Source organism: Rossellomorea sp. NPDC077527 (assembly GCF_044542955.1).
Taxonomy (GTDB): Bacteria; Bacillota; Bacilli; order Bacillales; family Bacillaceae_B; genus Rossellomorea; species Rossellomorea aquimaris_E.
On sequence record NZ_JBITVL010000013.1, the window covers coordinates 15,691 to 39,575 of the forward strand.

The window sequence follows — 23,885 nt, forward strand, 5'->3', positions numbered from 1 at the left end:
TTCCTTTTCAGGTTCGTCTCATAACTACTCCAGCCATTCTTTCTTTAATAAACTGTACATATACGCATCATACGCATGGTCACCTTGAAGAATATAGTCCCTCAACAAGCCTTCCTGCTTGAAACCAAGCTTTTCCACCACTCGCGAAGACGCCTTATTATAAGGGACGATCACCGCTCCGATGCGGTTCATTTCTTTATCCATAAACAGATAGTTAAGTAAAGGAGAGAGTGCCTCACCCATGATTCCTTTTCCCCACTGATCAGGGATCAGATCGTAGCCTATCTCGCACCGCTTATAAGCCTTGGAAATACCGTGAAACCCGCATGTCCCGATCATCTTTTCTGTTTTTTTCTCCACAATGGCAAAGCGCATCGGTCCGCCTAAATCCAACTGTTTTTCATAATTCTCCACCATGCTGACGGCAACGTCTTTGGATTGAATCGGGCTCATCCCGAAGTACTTCAGAACGTCGTCGGAAGTATAGAGTTCATAAAGAAAATCGACATTTTCCATGGTGATTTGTCTCAGTACCAATCTTTCTGTTTCAAATAATGGATATTTTTCCAAATATATCAACTCCTTGTAAAGGAAAGTATACCATGGAATATCTACAGGGGAACAAGAAAGTTTCATGGTATCCCTGACATCGTTTATGAGCCTACCTAAATCTTAAAATCGCTGAACTAGACATAAAAAAGCCCCTGTCTATCAGACAGAGGTGGAAAAATCTTTATACCTGCAAATTGTGTTTACGGTCTATCTTTCTTTGAAGATCATCCACATGAATGAGAAGTGAAGGATCCAATCCAGAGATGGATGATTGACCAGATAGGGCGAGGGTAAGATCAAGATCTGCCATGACATTCCGGATCACTTCCTTGACTCCTTCCTCACCGGCCAGGGTCAGTCCGTACATATAAGGTCTTCCTAACAGAACCGAACTTGCTCCAAGGGCCAATGCTTTCACGACATCGGCTCCCCGCCGGATTCCACTGTCGAATAATACAGGTATCTTTCCGTTCACAGCGTTAGAAATAAGCGGCAACGAGTCCAAGGCACCAATTGCTCCGTCCACCTGTCTTCCGCCATGATTGGACACAATGATTCCATCGATTCCATGATCGACGGCGAGTTTTGCGTCTTCAGGATGTAAAATGCCTTTAAGGAGGATCGGAAGGGTTGTGTGTTCTCTCAAAAAGCTTAAATCAGCCCAGGTCAGACGGGCATTTCCGAACACTTTGGCCCAAAGGAGGGCGGCTGCCTTCGGATCGGATTCGGGTGGATGTTTTAACCTTGAGCGAAAAACAGGATCGCTTACGTAATTACCGACTCCTTCCCCGGATAAGAAAGGAAGATACGTGTTTTCAAGATCTGATTCCCGCCAGGCCATCATAGGGGCGTCCAAGGTTACGACGATTGCAGAATATCCGGACGCTTCCGCCCTCCCAAGCATGCTGGCTGCAATCTCCGGGTCGCTGCTCCAATAAAGCTGGAACCATCTTGGGGCATCACCCATGACAGCAGCGATTTCTTCTAAAGAATAGGTAGAGGCGGAGCTTGCAATGAACGGGACATTCATGGAAGCTGCCGCGCGTGCAGAGGCCAACTCCCCTTCAGAATGAACGATGGATTGCACTCCGATCGGGGCAAGCATAAGGGGAGAAGAGTAGGTTTCTCCAAATAACGTCACTTCAAGGTCACGCTGCTCCACATTATTCAGCATCCGAGGAACAATCTGCCAACGGTCGAGGCTATCCCTGTTGGCACGCATCGTCTCTTCGCCGCCGGCACCTCCCGCAACATAATAATAAGGACCGTCTGCAAGTTTTTCCCGTGCCCGTTGTTCAAGCTCTTCAAACCGGAAGGGGATGGAGGGACAGACCTTCCCCTGATAGATTTCATTTTGGACTTTGTTTCCATATTGGCGCATGTATTCGTCTCCTTTCTATTATGCCGAAAAGGTGCTAATAGAAAAAGGAAGCGTATGTCATCGGCGGGGCTATCCTTTTATATGAAAATCGTACCGTCAATAGACAGAATAGTCAATCTATTAACGAAAGAAAGAGACCGACCACGTAGACCGGACTCCTTCGTTTATATCCCAACCTGCTCTTCAATCGCATCCAGCTTTTTATCAAGCTCATCAGAAACGGTCTTCACTTCTTCGTGTTTCTCTGATTCAAGGTCCGCCAGATAGTTTCTGATTTTCTCCTGACGATCATCTAAGAGAGAAGAGATGGCAGAGCGTTTCTCTGAATCAATGAGTGAATCCTTTTCAAGCTGACTGAGTGTTTGGGATAATCGATTGTCTTCATTTTGTAGCATGGACTGATAAGTGGAGACAATCCCCCTCAAGGCATTATAATGGTCGACTGTGGTCCACACATTATCACTGAACCGATTGACCGCCCACCATCTCCACGTGTTTTTATTGATCGCTTCTTTCCATACATTTTCAATCTCGGAAAGTTGTTGTTTCGTTTTCACGGACGAGTATTCTCCACCTCCGGTTTCTGCAACTCTCTTCAATTGTTCATCGGCTTCTGTGTCCACATCAAATCCGATGATATTGATTTTGACATTGGTATTGTCCTCTTTCACTTTTTGAGCTGCCGCAACCGGATTGCCATCGCAAGTTTCGATCCCATCGCTCACAACGTAGATGAAGTTCTCCGTATTTTCGTCACTTTGGGAAGACAGTTGTTCGTTGGCTAATTCAATACTTGATGCCAGCGGGGTCCATCCCTTTGGATCAAATTTATTCAGTGAATCTGAAAAGGCGGACCCGTCATATGGTTGAAGAGGGTAGAATGATTCGACGGCTTTACAGGACATCTCTTTGTCTGCATCGCTTCCGGTCCCCTTGTGTCCGAACGCGATGAGGGAAACATTCACGGAATCCGGAAGTTCCTCTGCAAGACGAGCCAGGCTTTCCTTGGCAAGGGACATCTTGCTTTCACCGTCCACCTTGGCCTTCATGCTCCCGCTCGAATCAATCAAAAAGGCAACATTGACCTTCTTGTCTTGTTTCTGAGTGATTTCATCCATCTCGATATCCTGCAGGAGCCGGCCATCGGGCAATTTCAGTTCATCGTAGACGACCTCATAATTTTCAAGTTCAGAGGCAATGTCCCGGTATCCTGTTTGAAGGCTGGAGAGGATGGAGTGTGCCCACTCTTTTTCATTCCACTGTTCGGTTTCTTTCGAGTCGACACTATCTATATAGTGGTCGATGGCGCTACCTGTAGCTGCTTTATACTCTTTGGGATTTTTGGACCAACTTTGTTTCTTTATGTATTTTTGATAGAGTTCACCAGGGTCTGCGCTGATCCACTCTTCAGGGGTGATGCTTGATATATCCACTTCTTTAGAGACTGTAGTGGTTTCTTCCGGATGATTGGCTTCTTTGTCCTTTGAAGAGGCATGTTCTGAATCTTCCTGACATCCCGTTAATAGAATGAAAAGGGATGTACATAGTAAAAATGGTTTAAGGCTTTTCATTTCATGCTCCTTTTTCGTTTGTATTTTTATCCATAAATTTACTTTTGTTTACTACCCGTTGGTTCGTGCCCATAAACCAATCATTTGTTTAAGTGACCGTTGGTGAACGTCCTGTTTTTCGTACCCAATAAAAAAAGCGTCCTTATAAATAATAAGGACGCCTTTTTACGGTATGGAGCATAGCGGGATCGAACCGCTGACCTTTTGGCTGCCAGCCAAACGCTCTCCCAGCTGAGCTAATGCCCCGTGAATCGGTCAAGATTTATTATAAGGAAAATTCATGCTATTCGTCAATGTTTTTTTGAAATATTATTTGTTTTCGTTAGAAATTCTTTCACCTAACCAAGTCGGATTCTTCCCTGAAGGGTAAAAGGTGAGGCAATGATAGATTTCGTCCGCTCCTGTCACGGACTGACAAATAAACTAGAGTGACAAACATACATTTTACTAGATTTAGGTGATAAACCAGTCCATCTGTTTAAGGGTGAATATACATATAGGGAATAGGACATGCAGAGGAAACTGTGTATGTCATCTTTTTAGAAAGGAGGATAAATATGTCTTTCACGATCGGAATGACGATTTTTGTATTCGTGATGACGATGGTAGTGATTTTTTTGAGGCCGGGCGGGATGAATGAGGCGTGGCCAGCCTCAATAGGTGCGTTGATCATCTTTTTTATGGGGACGGTATCCCTTACTGACGTTGCAGATATCATTGATAAGATAGGGGGGGCATCCATTACCATCATGGCAACCATTGTCATGGCGGTCATATTAGAAAGCTTCGGGTTCTTTCATTGGGTAGCTGCCAGGATGGTGATATTGTCTAAACACTCAGGTTATCGCTTATATTGGTACATTCAATTGCTTTGTTTCACCATGACTCTCTTATTCAATAACGATGGAAGTATCCTTATTACAACCCCTATCTTGATATTGCTCCTGAAAAACCTTCGATTAAAACCACATGAAATGCTCCCGTATCTATTGAGTGGAGCACTCATTGCCACCGCATCCAGTGCACCAATTGGAGTAAGTAATATCGTGAACTTGATTGCACTTGAGATTGTTCACATGTCCCTCTATATGCATACCGCCATGATGTTTGTACCCGCAACATTGGGGTTGGTGTTCATGTCAGTGCTGATGTTCATAGTAGTGAAGAATAAACTACCGAGAACATTGCCGCAAACCACCTATGATGTGGAAGAACGTTTTTTCACAAAGAATTTCCACCCGCTGAAAGGGACGATTTCAGTGGAAACAAAGAAAAAACGAACAGCATTCATGTTGAAAGTGCTCCTGTTTGTCTTCATCATGCGCGTTCTCCTTTTCGTCGCTTCCTTCCTTGCCATTCCAATAGAATTGGTAGCCGTACTGGGATCCATCGCATTACTGTTATGGAGATGGTACCATTTAGGCACGAACCCATTGGATATTTTGAAAAAAACACCCTGGCATATACTGATATTTGCTTTTTCCATGTATGTCATCATATATGGATTGCATAATGCGGGTCTGACGGAGATGCTGGTTTCGTTTTGTGAGCCGATTGTCAACCAGGGACTGATGCAGGCAAGCTTTATGATGGGGGGATTAGTTTCCATTCTTTCGAATCTATTTAATAATCATCCCGCTCTTATGGTTGGAACGATTACGTTGACGGAAATGGGGTTGGACCCCGTAACCCTCAAGACTATTTATCTGGCCAATGTCATCGGAAGTGACATCGGTTCCTTGCTTTTACCGATTGGAACCCTGGCCTCGCTGATATGGATGCATATATTGAGACAGCATAACATCAAAGTAAAATGGAAGGATTACCTCAGCGTTTCCTTAATCGTCATCCCTGCAGCAACGGTCGTATCATTATTCTTCTTATTTTATTGGGTACAGATGGTATTTGCATAATAATAAAAGCGGTAAACAATGTATTGTTCACCGCTTTTCATGTTGCATCTTCATTCTGCATTCTTACACTTTCATTTATTCAACTGCTTTAAATCCTCCACCAATGTCAAAGCTTCTTCATCGGCAATCACGGTCACATTCGGATGGCGGTTTAAGATAGAAGCAGGAAAGTCCTCTGAGACTTCACCTTCCATTAATTTCTTCAATGCCTCTTGCTTAGCCTGACCCGAGATGAGGAGGAGGATTTCTTTACTTTTCAAGATCGTTGCAATCCCCATCGTAATGGCATGTGTCGGGACTTCATCAGTGGAATCGAAGTAACGGGCGTTGGCTTCACGAGTGGATTGAGCAAGTTCGACAATATGAGTCTCTGAATCAAAAGAGGTACCCGGCTCATTAAACCCGATATGACCATTACTCCCAATTCCCAGTACTTGAAGATCGATTCCGCCACAGGATTCAATCATGTGATCATACGCTTTGCATTCCCCGACAAGATCGACGGCTTTTCCTGAAGGAATATGGGTGTTTTCGGATCTTATATTGATATGATTGAATAAATTTTCCTTCATATAATGGCAGTAGCTGTTTGGTTGATCGCCAGATAGTCCGATATATTCGTCCAAATTGAAGGAGGAAACATACTGATAGGATGTATTATTTTCCTTATGGTCCTGGATCAATGCTTCATACAGCCCTTGGGGTGTACCGCCTGTGGCTAATCCCAGGGTCAATTTATCGGATTTTTTAATGTTGGATAATAGATAGTCCGCGGCGACTTGACTCATTTCATGGTAGTCTTTCACTTCAATTAGTTTCATGAGTATCATCCTCTCGAATATAGGCAATTTTCCCTTTACATAGCGTTGTGTAAACGTCTTTGTTTTCGTCTAATATAACGATGTCTGCATCTTTCTGGAGGGCGAGACTTCCTTTCCGGTCAAAGACATTTAATTGTTTGGCCGGATTTTCAGAGGTCATTTTTATCGCACTGGTCATATCACTTGAGGTGAAATCCTGAATGTTCATGAATGCATCTTTCATTTTCAAGACACTTCCTGCCAATGTGTTCTCATCCAATAACGCCTTTCCGTCCTTAACGATCACCGTTTGTCCTCCAAGATCATACTGACCATTCTTCAAGCATTTCGCTCTCATGGAATCCGTGATGAGGATCAGCCGCTCATCTGATATCTGATTATATGCCAGCTGAATCACTTCCGGACGAACGTGGATGCCATCAGAAATCAACTCCACCATCAATTCCTTTCGTAAGAAGGAGGCGCCGACTATCCCTGGCTCACGATGATGAAGGCCGGTCATTTGATTGAACAAATGGGTCACATGGGATAAGCCGGCATCGATTGCCTCCCCGACCTCATCGAAGGAAGCGCTGGAATGCCCCACAGATGAGATGATGCCATGCTCTTTTAAATAACGGATCAATTCGTAGTCATGATCAAGCTCGGGTGCGAGAGTGACTACTTTTATTTGGTCTTTGGCAAGAGTCTGCCAGTGTTTGAATGTAGCGACACACGGCTTTCGGATTTGGCTGAGAGGCTGTGCCCCTGCCTTGTCCGGATTGATGAAGGGACCTTCTAAATGAAGGCCGAGTATTTCTGCATGACCTGCTCTTTGATGCTTTAACATATAGTCTGCTGTAGCCTTCAAAGCCTTTTCAATGGCATCGGATCCTTCTGTCATGGTCGTTGCAAGAAAGCTTGTGGTCCCTTCTTTCGGAAGTGTCCCTGTCATCGTATCAAGGGCTTCCCTGGTCGCATCCATAGTGTCCGCACCGTTTACACCATGGATATGAATATCTATCATTCCCGGGACAACACTATACCCATTGGGAACAGTCAACACATGATACGATTTTGAGTCGGTTAGCTGGGAACGGGTTCCCATTTCGGTGATGATTCCATTCTCTATTTTCATAAAACCATTTTCATAAACTTGATTTTCTGCATAGATGTTTCCACCTAGAATAAGCAGCTTCTCTTTATTTATGGTCATTGATATCACTCCTCGAGTACTGTACACCTATACAATACCACCATAAAGTATAGATGTCTATACCAGTTGGGTGTGGACTGTGATTATTTTAATGGGAGACAAGAGAGAGCCCATATAAATAAAATTAAATTCATAAAATTGGTATAGACATCTATTCCTTTTTAATGATATGATTCTGCCTAAGCGCTTTCATTTGAAACAAAAGGAGAGAATGATATGTTAGGTTTTTTACAACGAATCGGTAAATCGCTCATGCTTCCAATCGCGGTTCTTCCGGCAGCGGCACTATTGCTCCGCTTAGGACAGGATGATCTGTTAGGGATCGCGTTCATGTCCGAAGCAGGAGATGCTATATTTAAAAACTTGGCTTTAATCTTTGCCATTGGGGTGGCGATTGGATTTTCGAAAGATGGAAATGGTACAGCCGGATTGGCTGGTGCGATTGGTTATCTCGTCTTAACAGGCGGACTGAAGGCACTGGACCCAGATGCCAACATGGCGATTTTCGGAGGGATTATATCGGGGGTTGTGGCTGGACTATTATACAACCGCTTCAATGATATTAAACTTCCGGCATGGCTCGGTTTCTTCGGAGGCAGACGTTTCGTTCCGATTGTGACGGCTGCATCCATGGTCGTCCTTGCAGGTATATTTGGGATTGTCTGGCCGCCGATCCAGAGCGGTATCAATTCTATCGGTGAATGGATCATCGGTGCCGGAGCAACGGGTGTAGGTGTATTTGGTTTATTAAACCGTCTCCTCATCCCGGTTGGTTTGCACCACGTATTGAATACATTGGTTTGGTTTGAATTTGGGACATTTAAAGATGCAGCAGGAGAAATTGTGAAGGGGGATATCCCTCGCTTCTTCGCAGGGGATCCAACAGCCGGGACGTTCCAAACAGGATTCTTCCCCATTATGATGTTCGGACTTCCGGCAGCTTGCCTGGCCATGATCGTAACAGCTAAAAAGCACATGCGTGCAAATGTAGCGGGAATGTTGATCGGATTAGCTCTTACTTCTTTCTTAACAGGGATCACAGAGCCGATTGAATTCAGCTTCATGTTCTTATCGCCCGTACTTTATGGGATTCATGCAGTACTGACAGCGAGCTCGATGGTCATCACTTACGTACTTGGCATTCACCATGGCTTTGGTTTCTCTGCGGGTGCCTTTGACTACATTCTGAATTTCAGTATCGGTCAAAAACCGTTGCTATTATTAGGAGTAGGATTACTTTATGGAATCATCTACTTCCTCTTATTCTCCTTCTTGATCAAGAAGTTCAACCTGAAGACTCCGGGTCGTGAAGATGAGGAAGAAGTGGTCGTAGCAGATCAGGGTTCAAACGGTAACAGTAAATACGAAGTGATGGCTGCTCATTTCATGCAAGACCTGGGTGGTAAAGATAACCTTGCGGCGATCGATAATTGTGCCACACGATTACGTTTGCAAATCCATGATGTCACTCTGATAGACGAAAAAGCCTTGAAAGCTCATGGGGCGAAAGGTGTGATGAAGGTGAATGATAAAAATCTTCAAGTCATCGTAGGGACCGATGTAGAATTCGTCGCTGACGAATTGAGAAAGTTGTAATAAATGGAGCAGGCTTAATACTCTTAAATGAACCGTCGGCACGATTCTGATAGCCCCGGAGAATTGTCTGTTATTAACATCGTGATTATAATAAAATAGAACATAGATCCGTTAGATTGAAAGGAGAAACGTTCGTGGTTAATAAAAATTCTCCTCTTCCTTTGTATTATCAGTTAGAAGAACATCTTAAACACTTAATACAGTCTGAAGAGCTAAAACCAGGGGATGCCCTTCCTTCTGAGAGGGAGCTTGCCGAATCGTTTAAAATCAGCCGGATGACCGTGAGACAGGCGATCACCAATCTGGTGAATAAAAATGTACTATACCGAGAAAAAGGGCGTGGAACATTCGTCTCCCACCGGAAGATCGAACAAAGCTTGCAAGGATTGACAAGCTTCAGCGAAGACATGAAGAGCCGGGGGATGGAACCTGGTAATAAATTGCTGCATTTCGAAATCTCTCCTGCAGGAGATGATATCCAGGAACTTCTTTCATTGGAGGAAGAAGAACTTGTGTATACAATGAAGCGTATCCGACTGGCAAATGGTGAGCCGATGGCACTGGAAACGAGTTATATCCCGGTGAAACTCCTACCAGGATTGAATCAGGAAATATTGGAGAGATCCCTGTATCACTATATAGAAAGTGAACTGAACCTTCACATCAGCCATGCCACTCAATCGGTGGAAGCGGCGATCGTGTCTGAAGCAGATACGAAGCATCTGAAGGTGAAGAGCGGAGAGCCGGTGCTCTTCATTCAACGGGATTCATTCCTGGAAGACGGTACTCCTTTTGAGTTGGTGCGATCCATTTATAGAGCAGACAAATATAAGTTTAAAATCAATTTGGACAGACTGTAAAAAAAGAGCAGGTGCCCCGCTTCATAAGGGTTCCTGCTCTTTTGTATCTTATAGTCCTTTTGTTAACAGGGGTATCCGCCTGCTGTACTTCTCAATCAATCCTTCGTTATGATCGTTTGAACCATCCACGTTTCCGCTGATGAAGATAGGCGGCTCAAAACCTTCTTCAACCATATGTTCAATGGCCCCGGCCATAACGCTGTTCAAAATCGCAGCCCCGACGACGGTCGAGGAGGGGGAGAACGGTACAGACACCCGTTCGTCGGTCAGGACAGCATCTCCTACGACCGAGTGATTGTTAATGGCAAGATCCACTACTTCACTTAAAAATTTTCCGCTTTGATGTCTGGATGTTTCATTCTCAACGTAGTCAAAGGAACTGATGGACACAACATAAGCTCCCGTCTCTTTTGCGAGAAGGGCAACGTCGATGGGAACGGGATTTTTCCCGGAAGTGGAGATGACAATCACTACATCTTGGTTCTGAATATCCTGCCCATTCATGAAATCGGCCGCATATCCTTCCGATTTTTCTAGTTGGGAAGAACGTACGGCTCCTTCATGTAGCATGAGGGGCTCGACTAAAATGGGGTTGATGGGAACCAGTCCCCCCGCCCTGTAGAATACTTCTTCAGAAAGGATGTGAGAATGACCGCATCCGAAGAGATGGATGATGCCATCTTGTTGAATACAGGAAGAGATTTTTTGAGCAAGTCTAGCTATTTTATCAGCTTCGGTTGTTTGAACAGCTTGCAGCTTATCCTGGATTTTTTCAAAGTAGGTTGTAATCATGTTCTTCCCACTTTCCTTTTTTCTTTCAGCATAACATATTGATCATGAAATTTTTCACTCAGGTCCACTACCTGCTTCGTAATGTTTGCTATAGTGTAAGTACAACATTATGGAACAGGGAGGAACTTGATATGAAACAAGGTATCATAACGCTTGGAGAAGCCCTGATAGACTTTATTCCATTGGATGAACAAAATACAGTCTACCAAAAAAGTCCAGGTGGAGCTCCTGCCAATGTGGCTGTTGGGCTGGCTCGTTTAGGCATGAAATCAACCTTTTTAGGGAAAGTAGGAGAGGATGTATTTGGGAGATTCCTACAGGAAACGCTTAAAGGTCATAGAGTAAGAATCAATCAAATGCATTTGACACCTGATGTTCGAACCGGTGTGGTATTGGTAACGAATGGGGAAGATGGGGAACGAAGCTTCGAATTTTATATCGATCCCAGTGCAGACAGGTTTCTCCTGGTGGATGATATAGATGAAGAAGATCTCGTTTCTCATAAAATCCTGCACTTTGGTTCCATTTCCATGATCAGTTCGCCTGCCAGGGAAGCGACGCAATATGCGGTGAAAATAGCGAAAGAGAATGGGTTACTTATATCGTATGATCCAAATCTACGACTGGGATTATGGGATTCGGAGGAAGCGGCCCGGGACACGATTCAGCTCATGCTGGGTGAAGCCGATGTAGTAAAACTCTCTGAAGAAGAACTAGAATTTATTACAGGGGAAAAAGAACTCGACGCCGGGGTAAAGAAGCTGAGTTCATACGATATTCCTTTCTTGATTATCACCATGGGGGCAGATGGAAGCTATGTATTCACAGGAGAGGCTCGTCAATATGTTCCTGCCATGAAAGTACAAGCCGTGGATACAACAGGGGCAGGGGATGCGTTTGTATCCGGGATTCTTTATTCCATCCATGAACATAAAGGTGGAATAGAATCCTTATCAATAGACGAAGCCGTCCGCATGGCTCGGTTTGCTTCCGTATCAGGAGCACTTGCAGCTTCAACAAAAGGAGCCATGACAGCTTTACCTTCTCTGGAGGAAGTGCAGGTTCGTTTAAAGAAATAAACGGTACATTATGTAAGCGGAAGATAGGCTGCCAAGGGCAGTCTATTTCTTTTTTTTCAAACGGAACAATAGATGTTATAGTAAGATAATAAAAATGAATTTCCCGAAAGGATTTTTCGATATGACCTATAAAATGATTGTTCTTGATTTAGATGACACATTGTTACGTGATGACCAAACGATTTCAAAGCGTACAAAAAATGCGTTGCTCCAAGCCCAGGAAGCAGGGGTGAAAGTGGTCCTGGCATCCGGTCGTCCGACCTATGGTATGCGATGGGTGGCGAAAGAATTGAAGCTCGATCAATATGGAAGCTACATTCTTTCCTTCAACGGATCAAAAATCATAGATTGCAAGACAGATGAAGAGAAATATAGCCGTACACTGTCATCTGAGACGGTTCACCGATTGTATGACCTAAGTAAGCGTGAAGAGGTAGGTATTCTGACTTATGCAGAAGACGCCATTATAGTAGAAGAAACTAATCAATTTGCTTCCATTGAAAGTGAACTCACAGGACTACCGGTGAAGGTCGTTCCTGATTTCAAGGAGGCCATCACAGGGCCGGTCGATAAAGCATTGATGCTGAAAGAAGCGGTTCACTTAGCGGAAGTTGAGAAAAAACTTCAAACCGAGCTTGACGGTGAGCTCAGTGTCATGCGATCGAAGCCGTTCTTCCTTGAATTCACCCAGTTGGGGGTCACAAAAGGAGCAAGTCTCGACTATTTGATCACGCCTATGGGGATTACATCAGATGAAGTCATTGCCATCGGGGACAGCTACAATGATCTTACGATGATCGAGTTTGCCGGCCTTGGAGTCGCCATGGGCAATGCGCCGGAGGATATTAAAGAGAAGGCGGATTACGTTGCACCTTCCAATATGGAAGATGGTGTAGCGGAAGTCGTTGAAAAATTTGTTCTGAATGAGTTATCAAGAATATGATCAAGTGTTACGTTACCGGAATCCATTAAGAGGGTTCCGGTCTTTTTTTAACATATTAAACAAAAGGAAAAAAATGTATAATTCGCCTCTTTCTATGATACTATTAGAAGTACCATTAAAAGGGAGGACAAATGATTGAAGGTACTGGGGGGCTTCATACTTAAATTTCTACTGTCGATTACAGGAATCATCTTTATCGGGGGAATGCCCGTCCTGCTCTCAGGTATCGGTGAACGTGAGCTGAGGATTAGGGAGTACTGGCAGTCTATAAAAGAAATCATCTATGCCCTGTTTCATACCGGAGATTTGACATACAAGGTGATCGGTGGACAAAAGGAACGAGACTTATTTCCTTATTTATGGGAACCGATCATGTATTCTTTGATCATACTATTTGCCGCTTTTCTTCTCGCGAGCTTCTTAAGCATTCTCCTCACGATCTTCACCATGTTGTTTTCTCAGAAGAATCGAAACCGGATCAAGTTCATCTTTTACTTAATTGAAGCCATGCCGGATGTGCTGGTGATCTTACTTTCTCAGCTTTTCGTTCTCTACCTGTACAAGCAGACAGGGATTCTGTTTTTTGAAATTGCTTCTATTGCGACGGAGAAGGCATATCTGCTTCCCATTCTTGTTTTAGCCGCTTTGCCGACCGTTCAACTGTTCAGGATTTGTATTCTTTCATTTGAAAATGAAGAAAGAAAAGATTATGTGACACTGGCTCAATCAATCGGACTCGGAAAGCTTGTGATCTTAACCTTTCATATATTAAGGAATGCGATTATTTCCGTGTTTTTTCAATCTAAAAAGACGGTTTGGTTCATGCTGTCCAACTTATTCGTTCTGGAGCTGCTATTCAACATCGCCGGCATTACCCGTTTCCTAAAGTCGACGTTACAGCCAAAAATGTTTACGATCGCAATCCTTTCCATTTTTATTCCTCTCTTTGTTTTTTATTCGGTGGGAGAAATGGTGCTTTCAAGAAAAGCGAACAAAGGGGAGGAGATTTAGAATGAATAAAAGTGTCTGGAAGAATCCATTCTTTCTTACTGGGTTAACCTTTATTGTTTTGATGCTCTCGTCCAGTTTCGTTTACTCCATGCTATGGGGCAACGAGGTCCGCAGACTGTACTTTATTTCTGTAGAAGGATCAGTCGTTGAATCTTCCCCTATTTCACCTAAGTGGTTATTTCCATTCGGGACCGATGCCCAGGGACTGGACATGTTTGGCAAAATCATCATCGGTGCCAAGTATACGATTTTATCGGCATTTGTCATTGCCTTCTTACGAGTATTTTTGGCAATCCCCGTAGGTTTGATACTTGGAACGTACCTGATGAAATATAAAAAATACATCAACGGTTGGATCGATTCCTTCCATTACATCCCTTTGACGATTCTCGCATATTTTCTACTATTCCCGGTGCTGTGGGAACCTTTTGAAGGGTTTTCCACTTCGATCATCGAGCGCTTCGTCATCGAGATCCTGATACTTAGCCTCCTCATTGTCCCGATATTGTCTGCGTTACTGGGAAATGAAGTGTCTTTATTGTATAAGCAGGAATTCATTATGAGTGCTAAAACACTCGGTGCAGGAAAATGGAGAATCATATTCAAACATATCCTGCCCTCAATGAAAGAAAAGCTCGTCATATTATTAGGGCAGCAATTCATGCAGACACTGATTATCTTCATTCATCTTGGATTGCTCACATTATTTCTTGGAGGTACTGACGTAGACTATCAATTGGTCGCCGATCCTCCAAGATCAATCACATACGAATGGTCCGGCCTGATCGGGGACTCCTTTCGTTACCTGCAAGGCGCACCTTGGATTCCATTGACGCCGATCCTGTTTTTTTCAGCGACGATGTTATCCGTGTCACTCATGATTGAAGGATATGTCCAGGCAACAAGCGGACAATCCTATTACAAGAACAAATTCAAATCGGCCTACCCTCCTGTAGAAAAAAAGTTGGGGCAGCTGAACAAGTCCGACTTTCAAAAGGTAAATATGTGAACTTGGAGTATACTAAGCATGAATGGTCCAAACCTGATTTGGTAAAAACTTCATTCATCTTTTAGGTTTCATGTAAAGGAATGTGGGGAATAAGTTTACACTGAGTAAACATATCAGGTGATTTCTTTAAAAATATTTGCATATTTTAGCGGGGAAATGGGAATAGTTGGGGCGTTCACTTATTGTTCACTAATCTCCAGTCCTTGCGGGACAAGGCATCGACAAGCGTATAGGCAAGGAATGTCGAATCCCCATGAAATATTTTTGTTACATTTACCGCAAATTGTTATACACATGAAATTAATTTTTGTTATAATACTCGTTGTTGATTCAAATGAATTTACATTTGCTAAACATTTTCTTAATGAATTTACATTCATAGATGCTTTGATTAAATATAAAAAAAGGTGATGAAGTATGAACTTCTTTAAAAGACAATTTGAAGATATGCGCACTGGGAAGTTATCGTTCTTCTTTACAGTCGTAGTATTATTCTGGATTAAGACATATGCAGTTTATTTAGCCGAATTTAACCTGGGAATACAAAATGCGCTTCAGCATTTTCTTTTATTTCTAAACCCATTAAGTTCAGCCATGTTATTCTTTGCCCTCGCATTATTCTGGAAAGGCAAAGGACGGTATATTGCATTCATCGTCATTAACTTGTTAATGTCCTTTGTCCTGTATGCGAACGTCGTGTACTATCGTTTCTTTAATGACTTTATTACGGTACCGGTACTACTTCAGGCGAAGACAAATAACGGACTTGGCGGCAGTGCTCTTGAACTCTTGAATCCTGTAGACATCCTATATTTCTCAGACCTGTTCATTATCATCGGACTAATGGTCCTGAAGAAGGTAAAGCCTCAGGAAAAATTAAAATTCCGTTCGGTATTTGCGGTCATGACATCTGCAGTCCTTGTGTTCTTATTAAACCTAGGTCTTGCTGAGATCGACCGACCAGAATTACTGACACGTAGCTTTGATCGTAACTATCTAGTGAAGTACCTTGGTACACACAACTTTACGATTTACGATGTCATCCAGAACTCCAAGACTTCTGCAAAGCGTGCCCTTGCAGACAGTAATGAAGTTTCAGAAGTAGAAAACTATGTAAAAGCAAACAAAGTGGAACCGAACCCTGAATACTTCGGTAAAGCGAAAGGGAAAAACGTCATTTATGTTTCGATGGAATCCCTTCAGAACTTTGTCATTGGTAAAGAAATCAATGGTCAAGAGGTAACGCCATTCCTTAACTCATTAGTGGAAAAAGAAGATGCGATCTACTTCGATAACTTCTTCCACCAGACGGGCCAAGGGAAAACATCCGACGCTGAGTTCATCATGGAAAATGGATTATTCGGTTTACCTCAGGGTGCCGTTTATATGACGAATGCCAACAACACATTGCAATCAGCTCCCGGGATCTTAAAAGGTGAAGGGTATACTTCAGCAGCGTTCCACGGAAACTATAAAACATTCTGGAACCGTTCTGAAATGTATCGTACGATGGGATATGATGAGTTCTACGATGCAACATATTATGACATGAGTAAACCTGAAGAACAGCTTCCGTATGGATTGAAGGATAAACCATTCTTCGAAGAGTCCATGCCGATGCTTGAGAAATTACCAGAGCCGTTCTATACAAAATTCATCTCACTTTCCAATCACTTCCCGTTCGACCGTCATGAAGATGATACGGACTTCGAACCAGGTCAATTTGGAGATGGAGTAGTGAACCGTTATTTCCAAACGGCCAATTATATGGATTCCGCTTTGGAACAATTCTTTAATGATTTAAAAGAAAGTGGTTTATATGAAGATACTGTCATCGTCCTTTACGGTGACCACTATGGTATCTCTGAAAATCATAACAAGGCAATGGAACAAGTCACAGGCGAAGAAATCACAGATTTTAAAAATGCCCAGCTTCAACGTGTTCCTTTATACATCATCGCTCCTGGAGTCAAAGGTGAAGTCAACCACACATACGGTGGTCAAGTCGACGTCCGTGAAACATTATTCAACCTTCTTGGGGTGGATAACAAAGACTACATCAGCTTCGGTCAAGACTTATTGTCTAAAGATCGCAAGCAAATTGTACCTTTCCGTAACGGTGACGTAATCTCACCTGAGTACTCTGAAATTAAGGGAGTATGTTATGATAACGAAACAGGTCAACCAGTCGAAGAAGGAAGCAACGCATGTGAAGATGTGACGAAAGAAGCGAATAAGCGTCTGGAACTATCAGACAAGGTCGTATATGAAGACCTCTTACGTTTCTACAAGCCTGATGGCTATAAACAAATCGATCGTTCAGATTATCAATATATAAACCCGAATCCGAAGAGCACAGAGAATCCGGAAGCTTCTCAAGAAGGAAATCACGAATAACCGGGAATGCAAGCCAGCCCTTTCACCATTATGGTGGGGGCTGGCTTTTTTTGTTATGGCAGGCTCTTGGTGGTTCAGCTGCTGAATATTCGAATAAATTCAGCAGCTGAAAAAAACGAAATCCTCAGTATTCAACTGCTGAACAACAAATGGTCATTTCTGATTGGTTTTTGATTGAAAATGGTTGTTTTTGATTAAAAGTGATTGATTTTTGTAATCGTTGTCATTATAATGAAGCTAACAACAATCGGAGAAAGTAGGCGGATGCCATGTTAACGGAGGAACGACATCGAATCATCTTAGACTTATTGAAAGAGAAAGATGCTATAAAGATCCAAGATATTGTGGACGCCACGAATGCATCCGAGTCAACGATTCGCCGGGACTTGACGCAGCTTGAGCAAGAAAAATTCCTGAAACGGGTTCATGGTGGGGCATCAAAGCTACAAGGGAAATTAAAGGAATTGAGTGTTTCAGAAAAATCATCCAAAAACCTTCATGAGAAGAAGTGCATCGGTCAATACGCAGCTGCACTGGTAGAAGAAGGCGATTGTATCTATCTTGATGCCGGAACGACGACTCTCAGCGTGATCGAACATCTACCTGAAAAAGACATTGTCGTCGTCACGAATGGGTTGACTCATGTGGAAGCTCTTATCCAAAGAGGCTTTAAAACGTATATGATAGGAGGCTCTGTCAAGCCGGTTACGAGAGCGATGATCGGAAGTGGAGCATTGGAGTCCATCCGCCAATACCGGTTCGATAAAGCGTTTATGGGAGCAAATGGAGTGCATCCTCAATATGGATTCACCACGCCCGACCCCGAAGAGGCACAGGTGAAGCGTATGGCCATTGAGTTATCAAGAGAAGCAATGTTTCTGATTGACGACACCAAATTTGGAGAGATTGCTTTCAGTAAAATCGTCGACATCGATGAAGCGATGATCATTACGAATGAATTGAATGACGAACATCGAGCGACGATGATGAAACAAACGACAATAAAGGTTGTGACACCATGATTTATACAGTAACACTGAATCCTTCAGTTGATTACATTATGGAGCTGAACTCCTTTCAAAAAGGAGGATTGAACCGTAGTAGTTCAGAAAGTGCCTTTCCAGGAGGGAAGGGAATCAATGTTTCACGCGTACTGAATGTGTTGAACGTGAAGAGTATAGCTCTCGGGTTTGCAGGTGGATTTACGGGGGAGTATATTAAACAATTTCTAAACAAGGAAAACATCATAACGAATTTTGTCGAGGTAAATGAATCGTCCCGGATAAATGTAAAGGTGAAAGCGGATGATGAGACGGAGATCAACGGGAGCGGTCCTACCATCTGCAAAGAAACGATCGGAAAGCTTCTTGATCAAATATCATCCCTAACAGAGGATGACATGATTGTGCTTGCGGGCAGCATTCCCGGTTCAGTGCCTAAGACGTTTTATCAGGAGATAGCAGACCTGTGTCTAAGACAGGGGACGAGAGTGATCATTGATGCAGAGAAAAACTTGATCCAACCGGTTCTTTCTTTAAAACCGTTCCTTATTAAGCCCAACCATCATGAGCTGGGAGAAATGTTTGACACAGAGATCGATTCCATTGAAGATGCCGTTCATTACGGTAAGAAACTTCAGGAGTACGGTGTTGAAAACGTTCTGGTATCGATGGCTGAAAAAGGGGCACTCTTACTGACTGAAGACGACGTATACTATTCTTCTATACCCAGGGGAGAGCTGAGAAGTTCAGTAGGTGCGGGAGATTCAACGGTTGCCGGATTCCTTGCCGGTCTTTCAAGGGGATGGAGCATTGAAGAATCTTTCCGTTTAGGGACGTCTGCAGGTTCGGCGACAGCCTATTCCATTGGGCTTTGCACTACTGAAAAAGTCGAAAGCTTATTCAAGGACATACAGATTACGAAAATATAGAGGGGGAACTTATAATGAGAATAACTGAGTTGCTGACGGCTGATACGATTCAGCTTAATCTATCTTCTCGTACGAAAGATGGGGTCATCTCCGACTTGGTATCCGTATTAGATGATAGTGGTAAACTGCAAGACCCGGATGAATTTAAGAAAGCGATTCTTAACCGCGAAGCTCAAAGTACGACGGGAATTGGGGAGGGAATCGCCATTCCGCATGCGAAAACCTCAGCTGTTAAAGCACCTGCCATTGCCTTCGGTAAATCAGTAGAGGGTGTCGACTATGAATCCCTTGATGGTGCGCCTGCCCATTTGTTCTTCATGATTGCGGCTACAGAAGGGGCGAATCAGACTCACCTGGAAGCATTGAGCAGACTTTCTTCCATGCTGATGGATATCGATGTCAGGAAAGCGTTGCTGCATGCAGAATCAAAAGAAGCCGTTTTAGACATCATTAATCGACATGACAGAGAAGATGAAGAAGAGCAGTCTGCTGAAACAACTGGATCTGAGGAAATGATCCTGGCTGTTACCGCTTGTCCGACTGGGATTGCCCATACGTACATGGCGGCTGATGCATTGAAGGCGAAGGCTAAAGTGATGGGGGTGAATCTGAAAGTAGAGACAAATGGTTCAGGCGGCGCCAAAAATGTACTGACCCCTGATGAAATTGAAAGCGCTACAGCCATTATCGTCGCAGCCGATACGAAGGTGGAATTGAATCGCTTCGAAGGAAAGCACGTCATAGAAGTTCCTGTGGCAGAAGCGATCAGACGTCCTGAAGAATTATTGAATAGAGCGGTAAAAAAGGATGCCCCGCTATATAAAAGGGGAGAGGAAGAGAAAGTATCCAAGGCGGGTGCTGAGACAAAGCAAAAGTCTGGGTTCTATAAGCACCTCATGAATGGTGTATCCAATATGCTGCCGTTTGTGGTAGGTGGAGGGATCTTGATTGCGATTTCGTTTTTATTTGGCATTCAGTCTGCAAATCCTGATTCTGCAGAGTACAATGAGTTTGCTGCCATTTTGAATACAATCGGTGGAGTAAATGCTTTTTACCTGATGGTACCTGTACTTGCTGGATTCATTGCCATGAGTATAGCGGACAGACCGGGATTTGCCCCTGGTATGGTTGGTGGATTGATCGCGGCAACAGGTCAAAGTGGATTTTTAGGTGGGATCATCGCCGGTTTCTTAGCGGGGTATGTTGTACTTGGGATCAAACGTTTAACAAAACAATTCCCTCCTGCACTTGAAGGGATCAAACCTGTATTGATTTATCCTTTGCTGGGCATTTTCATTACAGGGGTCATCATGCTTCAATTCTTGGTAGAACCTCTAAGTGCCGTCAATACTGGTATACAGAACTGGCTGGATGGCCTTGGAACAGGAAACCTGATATTGCTTGGTTTAATCCTGGGTGGAATGATGGCCGTCGACATGGGAGGGCCAATTAACAAAGCGGCCTTTACGTTTGGAATCGCCATGATCGAAGGTGGAAATCTTGCTCCTCATGCTGCCATCATGGCAGGAGGGATGGTTCCTCCGTTGGGATTGGCCATGGCAACAACACTATTCAAGAAGAAGTTTAATGATAGCGAACGGAAAGCAGGTATTGCGGCTTACTTTATGGGAGCATCCTTTATTACCGAAGGAGCCATTCCGTTTGCTGCAGCCGATCCATTCCGGGTGATTCCTTCCATCGTCACGGGCTCGGCTGTTGCAGGGGCACTGACAATGTTCTTTGGAATCGGGCTGCCTGCACCACACGGAGGATTATTTGTCTTCCCGGTAGTGGAAGGAAATCCGTTTCTGTATCTTCTGGCGGTGCTGGTCGGTTCTCTGATTACAGCACTTATGGTCGGTTTATTAAAGAAACCGATTAAATGAGTCGACGAAGAACCAGGTGAACAATTGTTCACCTGGTTCTTTAAACGTTTATTGAGATGCTTGAAAATAAGAAACGGGAGGATGATTGTCCTCCCGTTCTTTCGGCTATAGACTTTCAATCTCCACATCTTTAATTCCTTCAATATCAGAAATTGTATAGTAGATATCCACCGTCTTTTTTCTAAAGTCGACTATGATTTTTAACTCTAACAAATGATGCTGATTCTTTAAATCTTTGATCCGGATACTTTCAATGGCGATTTCTTCGGATTTTATTTTCTCAATGATTGATTTGATTTCCTGCTTTTTTGCAATGGTCGCACGGAGAGACAATTCCTTTTCCCTAAGTCGTTTTGGGCCTAAATAGGTTATGATGATCGGTACCACCTCTACAGATACAATCAGGAGGATGACCCCTGCAGTCGCCTCGATATAAAAGCCTGCACCGACGGCAATCCCGATTCCGGCAGCTCCCCATATCATGGCAGCCGTAGTCAATCCTGAAATACTGTCATTGCCCTTTCTGAGGATGACACCAGCTCCTAAGAAACCGATCCCGGAAACGATCTGAGCGGCCAGTCGCAACGGGTCCATGGTGATATTCACTTTGTCAGAGCTTTCAGCCAAATAGGCAGATTCCATGGACACAATAGTCAATAAACAACTCACTATACAGATAACGAGAGACGTCTTTAATCCTACGGGTTTCCTTTTTAATTCCCTCTCTAGTCCAATGATTAATCCTAAAACGGCCGAGACACCCAGCTTTATCATAAATGTTGTGTCTAGTAGTTCCATCCGTCCCCCTCCAGTTCTCCCATGCCTGCCTTGAAAAATTCTGTAGTATTTCGACTCGACTGATTATAAAATAAGAGCAATGAACCACACATATCAGGAGGTCTACCATGTCAGAAACAAAGGTTAATCCATATCTCATACTTGCTATCGGGGTCATCTCCGTTTCTACCTCTGCAATTCTAGTAAAGGTATCGAGTGCACCAGCAGGCATTTTGGCATTTTATCGACTGTTTTTCACAGTTCTTCTAATGTCCCCGGTATTTTTCTTAAAGTATGTGAAGGAATTGAAACTTATTACACGAAGGGATTGGATGTTTTCGATTTTAGCTGGGGTGTTCTTGGCCTTTCATTTCATACTCTGGTTTGAATCCTTACAGTACACTTCAGTGGCAAGTTCGACGGTTCTTGTCACGCTGCAGCCGTTATTCGCATTTATCGGGGCGTATCTGTTCTTTCAAGAGAAGCTGACAGGCAAAGCCCTGCTTTCTGCCGTCTTAGCTGTGGTTGGCAGTTTCATTATCAGTTGGGGGGACTTTCGGATAAGCGGAAGCGCTCTTTGGGGTGATATATTAGCCTTGGCTGCATGCGCCCTGGTGACCGGATACCTCTTATTCGGCCAGGCAATCAGAAAACGCCTGTCCCTTATTACGTATACCTATGTTGTATATGCCATCAGTACAGCCGTTTTATTCATATATGCCCTAATGCGCTCAGACAGTCTTGGGCCATATCCGAAAGAGGACTGGATTTACTTCCTCCTTCTTGCGATCATCCCGACACTTCTGGGGCATTCGTTATTTAATTGGTCCTTAAAATGGTTAAGTACTTCAACCATTTCAATGGCCATCCTCTTTGAGCCAATCGGTGCTTCCATCCTTGCTTATTGGCTCTTGGCAGAAAAAGTACTTATGACTCAAGTGATAGGAGGGGTTGTCATTATCATTGGTGTCACACTCTTCTTATTAGAAGAAAGGAAATTAAAAAAGATGGTACAGCCAGTCAGTGAGGTGAATACAGATGTACTTTAGAAAAGCAGAATTACAGGACGCGAAAAGATTGGCGCATGTGCACGTCCATAGTTGGCGGACCACCTATCAAGGGATCGTGTCAGACGAATATCTTCAATCTTTATCTGTTGAAGAAAGGGAAGGAAAGTGGACGCAAATTCTCTCAGGCTCTCATGATACTCATGTGTGTACGGTGGAAGAAGATGAAATCGTCGGGTTTGTTTCATTTGGGAAAGAGCGTTCAGGAGAATTCGAAGGGGAGTTGTATGCGATTTACCTATTGAAGGATCATCAAGGTAAAGGCATAGGAGAGAAGCTCTTTGACATTGCTGCTAGTGGACTTAAAAAACAGGGCTTCAATACTATGTGGATATGGGTGTTGAAAGAAAACCCCTCCAAGCATTTTTATTACAGGTATAAGCCTGTCTTGATAAAGGAAGAAATGTTGACGATAGGAAAAGAGCGTCACCGTGAAGAAGGTTTATTGTTAAATCTTAATGAAAAAGAGTAAGGAGTTCACTCCTTACTCTTTTTAGATACGTCAGTGTATTCAAGAGAATACATATGTAAAACCGGAAAATACAAATGCCATGACAACGGACATAATAAAAGTTATTCCTCTTACAGGTGCAGTGCTTTCGCAGATGATGAGGGCTTGTACATAAGAATACGCAAAAAGATACACAGCCATAATGAAAGATAGAAATAATGCAACGTTTGGAAGCATGTAGAGGGAGCTCCTTTCAGATATGCGTAGTATTACTATATATATGGAGATGAACCAATTTACAGAACACCTCTATACTTTATTAATTCTTTAAAGTTTTTCTTAAAAATATATTGCAATAGCATTAACAACGTGTTATATTAATAAACGTCGCTGATACAGCAGATAACATTTTGAAATATAAATGAAAAAAAGCTATTGACGCGAGAGTGAAAGATGTGTTAAATTAATAAAGTCGCTTCTTTAAGAAGTGGACAAACATTGAACCTTGAAAACTGAACAAAACAAGACAATACGTCAACGTTAATTCTAGATTTATTTTAAGAGCTATTCAAACTTTTATCGGAGAGTTTGATCCTGGCTCAGGACGAACGCTGGCGGCGTGCCTAATACATGCAAGTCGAGCGGATTGATGGG

General features: G+C 43.2%; 20 protein-coding genes, 1 tRNA gene and 1 rRNA gene. 14 read left to right on the top strand and 8 right to left on the bottom strand.

The window, feature by feature from the left end; translation table 11 throughout:
- Positions 1 to 24: 24 nt before the first annotated feature.
- The 4 genes from ACIGG7_RS22985 to ACIGG7_RS23000 all read right to left on the bottom strand — a co-directional run bounded on the left by ACIGG7_RS22985 (position 25) and on the right by ACIGG7_RS23000 (position 3,750).
- Complete coding sequence (locus tag ACIGG7_RS22985; protein WP_397551126.1) at positions 25 to 570, bottom strand: GNAT family N-acetyltransferase; 546 nt, start codon at positions 568 to 570, stop codon at positions 25 to 27.
- A gap of 163 nt (positions 571 to 733) precedes the next feature.
- Positions 734 to 1,933, bottom strand: a complete 1,200-nt coding sequence (locus ACIGG7_RS22990; protein WP_397551127.1) for a lactate 2-monooxygenase — start codon at positions 1,931 to 1,933, stop codon at positions 734 to 736.
- A gap of 164 nt (positions 1,934 to 2,097) precedes the next feature.
- Complete coding sequence (locus ACIGG7_RS22995) at positions 2,098 to 3,504, bottom strand: vWA domain-containing protein (protein WP_397551128.1); 1,407 nt, start codon at positions 3,502 to 3,504, stop codon at positions 2,098 to 2,100.
- Between the two features lie 173 nt (positions 3,505 to 3,677).
- A tRNA-Ala gene (locus tag ACIGG7_RS23000) sits at positions 3,678 to 3,750 on the bottom strand.
- A gap of 311 nt (positions 3,751 to 4,061) precedes the next feature.
- Between ACIGG7_RS23000 and ACIGG7_RS23005 the strand changes: the two genes are divergently transcribed.
- Positions 4,062 to 5,417 carry an arsenic transporter gene (locus ACIGG7_RS23005; protein WP_397551129.1) on the top strand — a complete coding sequence of 452 codons (1,356 nt, stop codon included), beginning with the start codon at positions 4,062 to 4,064 and terminating at the stop codon, positions 5,415 to 5,417.
- Positions 5,418 to 5,488: 71 nt separating this feature from the next.
- On the opposite strand, the gene nagB is transcribed toward ACIGG7_RS23005, so the two are convergent.
- On the bottom strand, positions 5,489 to 6,238 hold the full coding sequence (gene nagB, locus ACIGG7_RS23010) for a glucosamine-6-phosphate deaminase (RefSeq protein WP_397551130.1): 750 nt from the start codon (positions 6,236 to 6,238) through the stop codon (positions 5,489 to 5,491).
- Positions 6,225 to 7,433, bottom strand: coding sequence for an N-acetylglucosamine-6-phosphate deacetylase (gene nagA, locus ACIGG7_RS23015; protein WP_397551131.1), 1,209 nt, complete (start codon positions 7,431 to 7,433; stop codon positions 6,225 to 6,227). The genes nagB and nagA overlap by 14 nt, the downstream gene beginning before the upstream one ends.
- 216 nt (positions 7,434 to 7,649) lie before the next feature.
- On the opposite strand from nagA, the gene nagE reads away from it, so the two are divergent.
- Together nagE and ACIGG7_RS23025 are read left to right on the top strand one after the other, a co-directional pair.
- Positions 7,650 to 9,029 (top strand): N-acetylglucosamine-specific PTS transporter subunit IIBC, encoded by a 1,380-nt coding sequence (gene nagE, locus ACIGG7_RS23020; protein WP_397551132.1) that lies wholly within the window; start codon positions 7,650 to 7,652, stop codon positions 9,027 to 9,029.
- A 134-nt stretch (positions 9,030 to 9,163) separates the two neighbouring features.
- On the top strand, positions 9,164 to 9,889 hold the full coding sequence (locus tag ACIGG7_RS23025) for a GntR family transcriptional regulator (protein ID WP_397551133.1): 726 nt from the start codon (positions 9,164 to 9,166) through the stop codon (positions 9,887 to 9,889).
- Positions 9,890 to 9,937: 48 nt separating this feature from the next.
- Here the strand turns inward: ACIGG7_RS23025 and ACIGG7_RS23030 are convergent, their stop codons facing one another.
- A complete protein-coding gene (locus tag ACIGG7_RS23030; RefSeq protein ID WP_397551134.1) occupies positions 9,938 to 10,681 on the bottom strand; it encodes an SIS domain-containing protein in 744 nt (247 codons plus the stop codon).
- Between the two features lie 131 nt (positions 10,682 to 10,812).
- Between ACIGG7_RS23030 and ACIGG7_RS23035 the strand changes: the two genes are divergently transcribed.
- The 8 genes from ACIGG7_RS23035 to ACIGG7_RS23070 all read left to right on the top strand — a co-directional run bounded on the left by ACIGG7_RS23035 (position 10,813) and on the right by ACIGG7_RS23070 (position 20,936).
- Positions 10,813 to 11,760 carry an aminoimidazole riboside kinase gene (locus ACIGG7_RS23035; RefSeq protein WP_397551135.1) on the top strand — a complete coding sequence of 316 codons (948 nt, stop codon included), beginning with the start codon at positions 10,813 to 10,815 and terminating at the stop codon, positions 11,758 to 11,760.
- Positions 11,761 to 11,881: 121 nt separating this feature from the next.
- On the top strand, positions 11,882 to 12,703 hold the full coding sequence (locus tag ACIGG7_RS23040) for a Cof-type HAD-IIB family hydrolase (RefSeq protein WP_397551136.1): 822 nt from the start codon (positions 11,882 to 11,884) through the stop codon (positions 12,701 to 12,703).
- 135 nt (positions 12,704 to 12,838) lie between these two features.
- Complete coding sequence (locus ACIGG7_RS23045; protein ID WP_224945343.1) at positions 12,839 to 13,714, top strand: ABC transporter permease subunit; 876 nt, start codon at positions 12,839 to 12,841, stop codon at positions 13,712 to 13,714.
- 1 nt (position 13,715) lies between these two features.
- The gene (locus ACIGG7_RS23050; protein WP_397551137.1) at positions 13,716 to 14,723 is read left to right on the top strand and encodes an ABC transporter permease; all 1,008 of its coding nucleotides are present in this window, start codon (positions 13,716 to 13,718) and stop codon (positions 14,721 to 14,723) included.
- 417 nt (positions 14,724 to 15,140) lie between these two features.
- Positions 15,141 to 17,120, top strand: a complete 1,980-nt coding sequence (gene ltaS, locus ACIGG7_RS23055) for a lipoteichoic acid synthase (RefSeq protein WP_397551138.1) — start codon at positions 15,141 to 15,143, stop codon at positions 17,118 to 17,120.
- 269 nt (positions 17,121 to 17,389) lie between these two features.
- Complete coding sequence (locus ACIGG7_RS23060) at positions 17,390 to 18,142, top strand: DeoR/GlpR family DNA-binding transcription regulator (protein ID WP_397551139.1); 753 nt, start codon at positions 17,390 to 17,392, stop codon at positions 18,140 to 18,142.
- Positions 18,139 to 19,050, top strand: coding sequence for a 1-phosphofructokinase (pfkB, locus tag ACIGG7_RS23065; protein ID WP_397551140.1), 912 nt, complete (start codon positions 18,139 to 18,141; stop codon positions 19,048 to 19,050). Before ACIGG7_RS23060 ends, pfkB begins: the two co-directional genes overlap by 4 nt.
- A gap of 14 nt (positions 19,051 to 19,064) precedes the next feature.
- Positions 19,065 to 20,936, top strand: coding sequence for a PTS fructose transporter subunit IIABC (locus ACIGG7_RS23070; RefSeq protein ID WP_397551141.1), 1,872 nt, complete (start codon positions 19,065 to 19,067; stop codon positions 20,934 to 20,936).
- A 105-nt stretch (positions 20,937 to 21,041) separates the two neighbouring features.
- Here the strand turns inward: ACIGG7_RS23070 and ACIGG7_RS23075 are convergent, their stop codons facing one another.
- Positions 21,042 to 21,734: an MgtC/SapB family protein gene (locus tag ACIGG7_RS23075; RefSeq protein WP_224945332.1), complete on the bottom strand. Its 693-nt coding sequence runs from the start codon at positions 21,732 to 21,734 to the stop codon at positions 21,042 to 21,044.
- 107 nt (positions 21,735 to 21,841) lie between these two features.
- On the opposite strand from ACIGG7_RS23075, the gene ACIGG7_RS23080 reads away from it, so the two are divergent.
- From ACIGG7_RS23080 to ACIGG7_RS23090, 3 genes are all read left to right on the top strand, one after another.
- Entirely contained in the window at positions 21,842 to 22,762 is a 921-nt protein-coding gene (locus ACIGG7_RS23080; RefSeq protein WP_397551142.1) for a DMT family transporter, read from the top strand.
- Positions 22,752 to 23,252 carry a GNAT family N-acetyltransferase gene (locus ACIGG7_RS23085; RefSeq protein WP_397551143.1) on the top strand — a complete coding sequence of 167 codons (501 nt, stop codon included), beginning with the start codon at positions 22,752 to 22,754 and terminating at the stop codon, positions 23,250 to 23,252. Before ACIGG7_RS23080 ends, ACIGG7_RS23085 begins: the two co-directional genes overlap by 11 nt.
- A gap of 555 nt (positions 23,253 to 23,807) precedes the next feature.
- Positions 23,808 to 23,885: ribosomal RNA gene (locus ACIGG7_RS23090) — 16S ribosomal RNA — on the top strand; the annotation flags it as partial.

What these genes read in the sequence shown, in the direction of transcription:
- ACIGG7_RS22990 (WP_397551127.1), bottom strand. Translation starts at nt 1,933, where the DNA reads ATGCGCCAATATGGAAACAAAGTCCAAAATGAAATCTATCAGGGGAAG.
- ACIGG7_RS22995 (WP_397551128.1), bottom strand. Translation starts at nt 3,504, where the DNA reads ATGAAAAGCCTTAAACCATTTTTACTATGTACATCCCTTTTCATTCTA.
- ACIGG7_RS23005 (WP_397551129.1), top strand. Translation starts at nt 4,062, where the DNA reads ATGTCTTTCACGATCGGAATGACGATTTTTGTATTCGTGATGACGATG.
- nagB (WP_397551130.1), bottom strand. Translation starts at nt 6,238, where the DNA reads ATGAAACTAATTGAAGTGAAAGACTACCATGAAATGAGTCAAGTCGCC.
- nagA (WP_397551131.1), bottom strand. Translation starts at nt 7,433, where the DNA reads ATGACCATAAATAAAGAGAAGCTGCTTATTCTAGGTGGAAACATCTAT.
- nagE (WP_397551132.1), top strand. Translation starts at nt 7,650, where the DNA reads ATGTTAGGTTTTTTACAACGAATCGGTAAATCGCTCATGCTTCCAATC.
- ACIGG7_RS23030 (WP_397551134.1), bottom strand. Translation starts at nt 10,681, where the DNA reads ATGATTACAACCTACTTTGAAAAAATCCAGGATAAGCTGCAAGCTGTT.
- ACIGG7_RS23035 (WP_397551135.1), top strand. Translation starts at nt 10,813, where the DNA reads ATGAAACAAGGTATCATAACGCTTGGAGAAGCCCTGATAGACTTTATT.
- ACIGG7_RS23040 (WP_397551136.1), top strand. Translation starts at nt 11,882, where the DNA reads ATGACCTATAAAATGATTGTTCTTGATTTAGATGACACATTGTTACGT.
- ACIGG7_RS23050 (WP_397551137.1), top strand. Translation starts at nt 13,716, where the DNA reads ATGAATAAAAGTGTCTGGAAGAATCCATTCTTTCTTACTGGGTTAACC.
- ltaS (WP_397551138.1), top strand. Translation starts at nt 15,141, where the DNA reads ATGAACTTCTTTAAAAGACAATTTGAAGATATGCGCACTGGGAAGTTA.
- ACIGG7_RS23060 (WP_397551139.1), top strand. Translation starts at nt 17,390, where the DNA reads ATGTTAACGGAGGAACGACATCGAATCATCTTAGACTTATTGAAAGAG.
- pfkB (WP_397551140.1), top strand. Translation starts at nt 18,139, where the DNA reads ATGATTTATACAGTAACACTGAATCCTTCAGTTGATTACATTATGGAG.
- ACIGG7_RS23070 (WP_397551141.1), top strand. Translation starts at nt 19,065, where the DNA reads ATGAGAATAACTGAGTTGCTGACGGCTGATACGATTCAGCTTAATCTA.
- ACIGG7_RS23075 (WP_224945332.1), bottom strand. Translation starts at nt 21,734, where the DNA reads ATGGAACTACTAGACACAACATTTATGATAAAGCTGGGTGTCTCGGCC.
- ACIGG7_RS23080 (WP_397551142.1), top strand. Translation starts at nt 21,842, where the DNA reads ATGTCAGAAACAAAGGTTAATCCATATCTCATACTTGCTATCGGGGTC.
- ACIGG7_RS23085 (WP_397551143.1), top strand. Translation starts at nt 22,752, where the DNA reads ATGTACTTTAGAAAAGCAGAATTACAGGACGCGAAAAGATTGGCGCAT.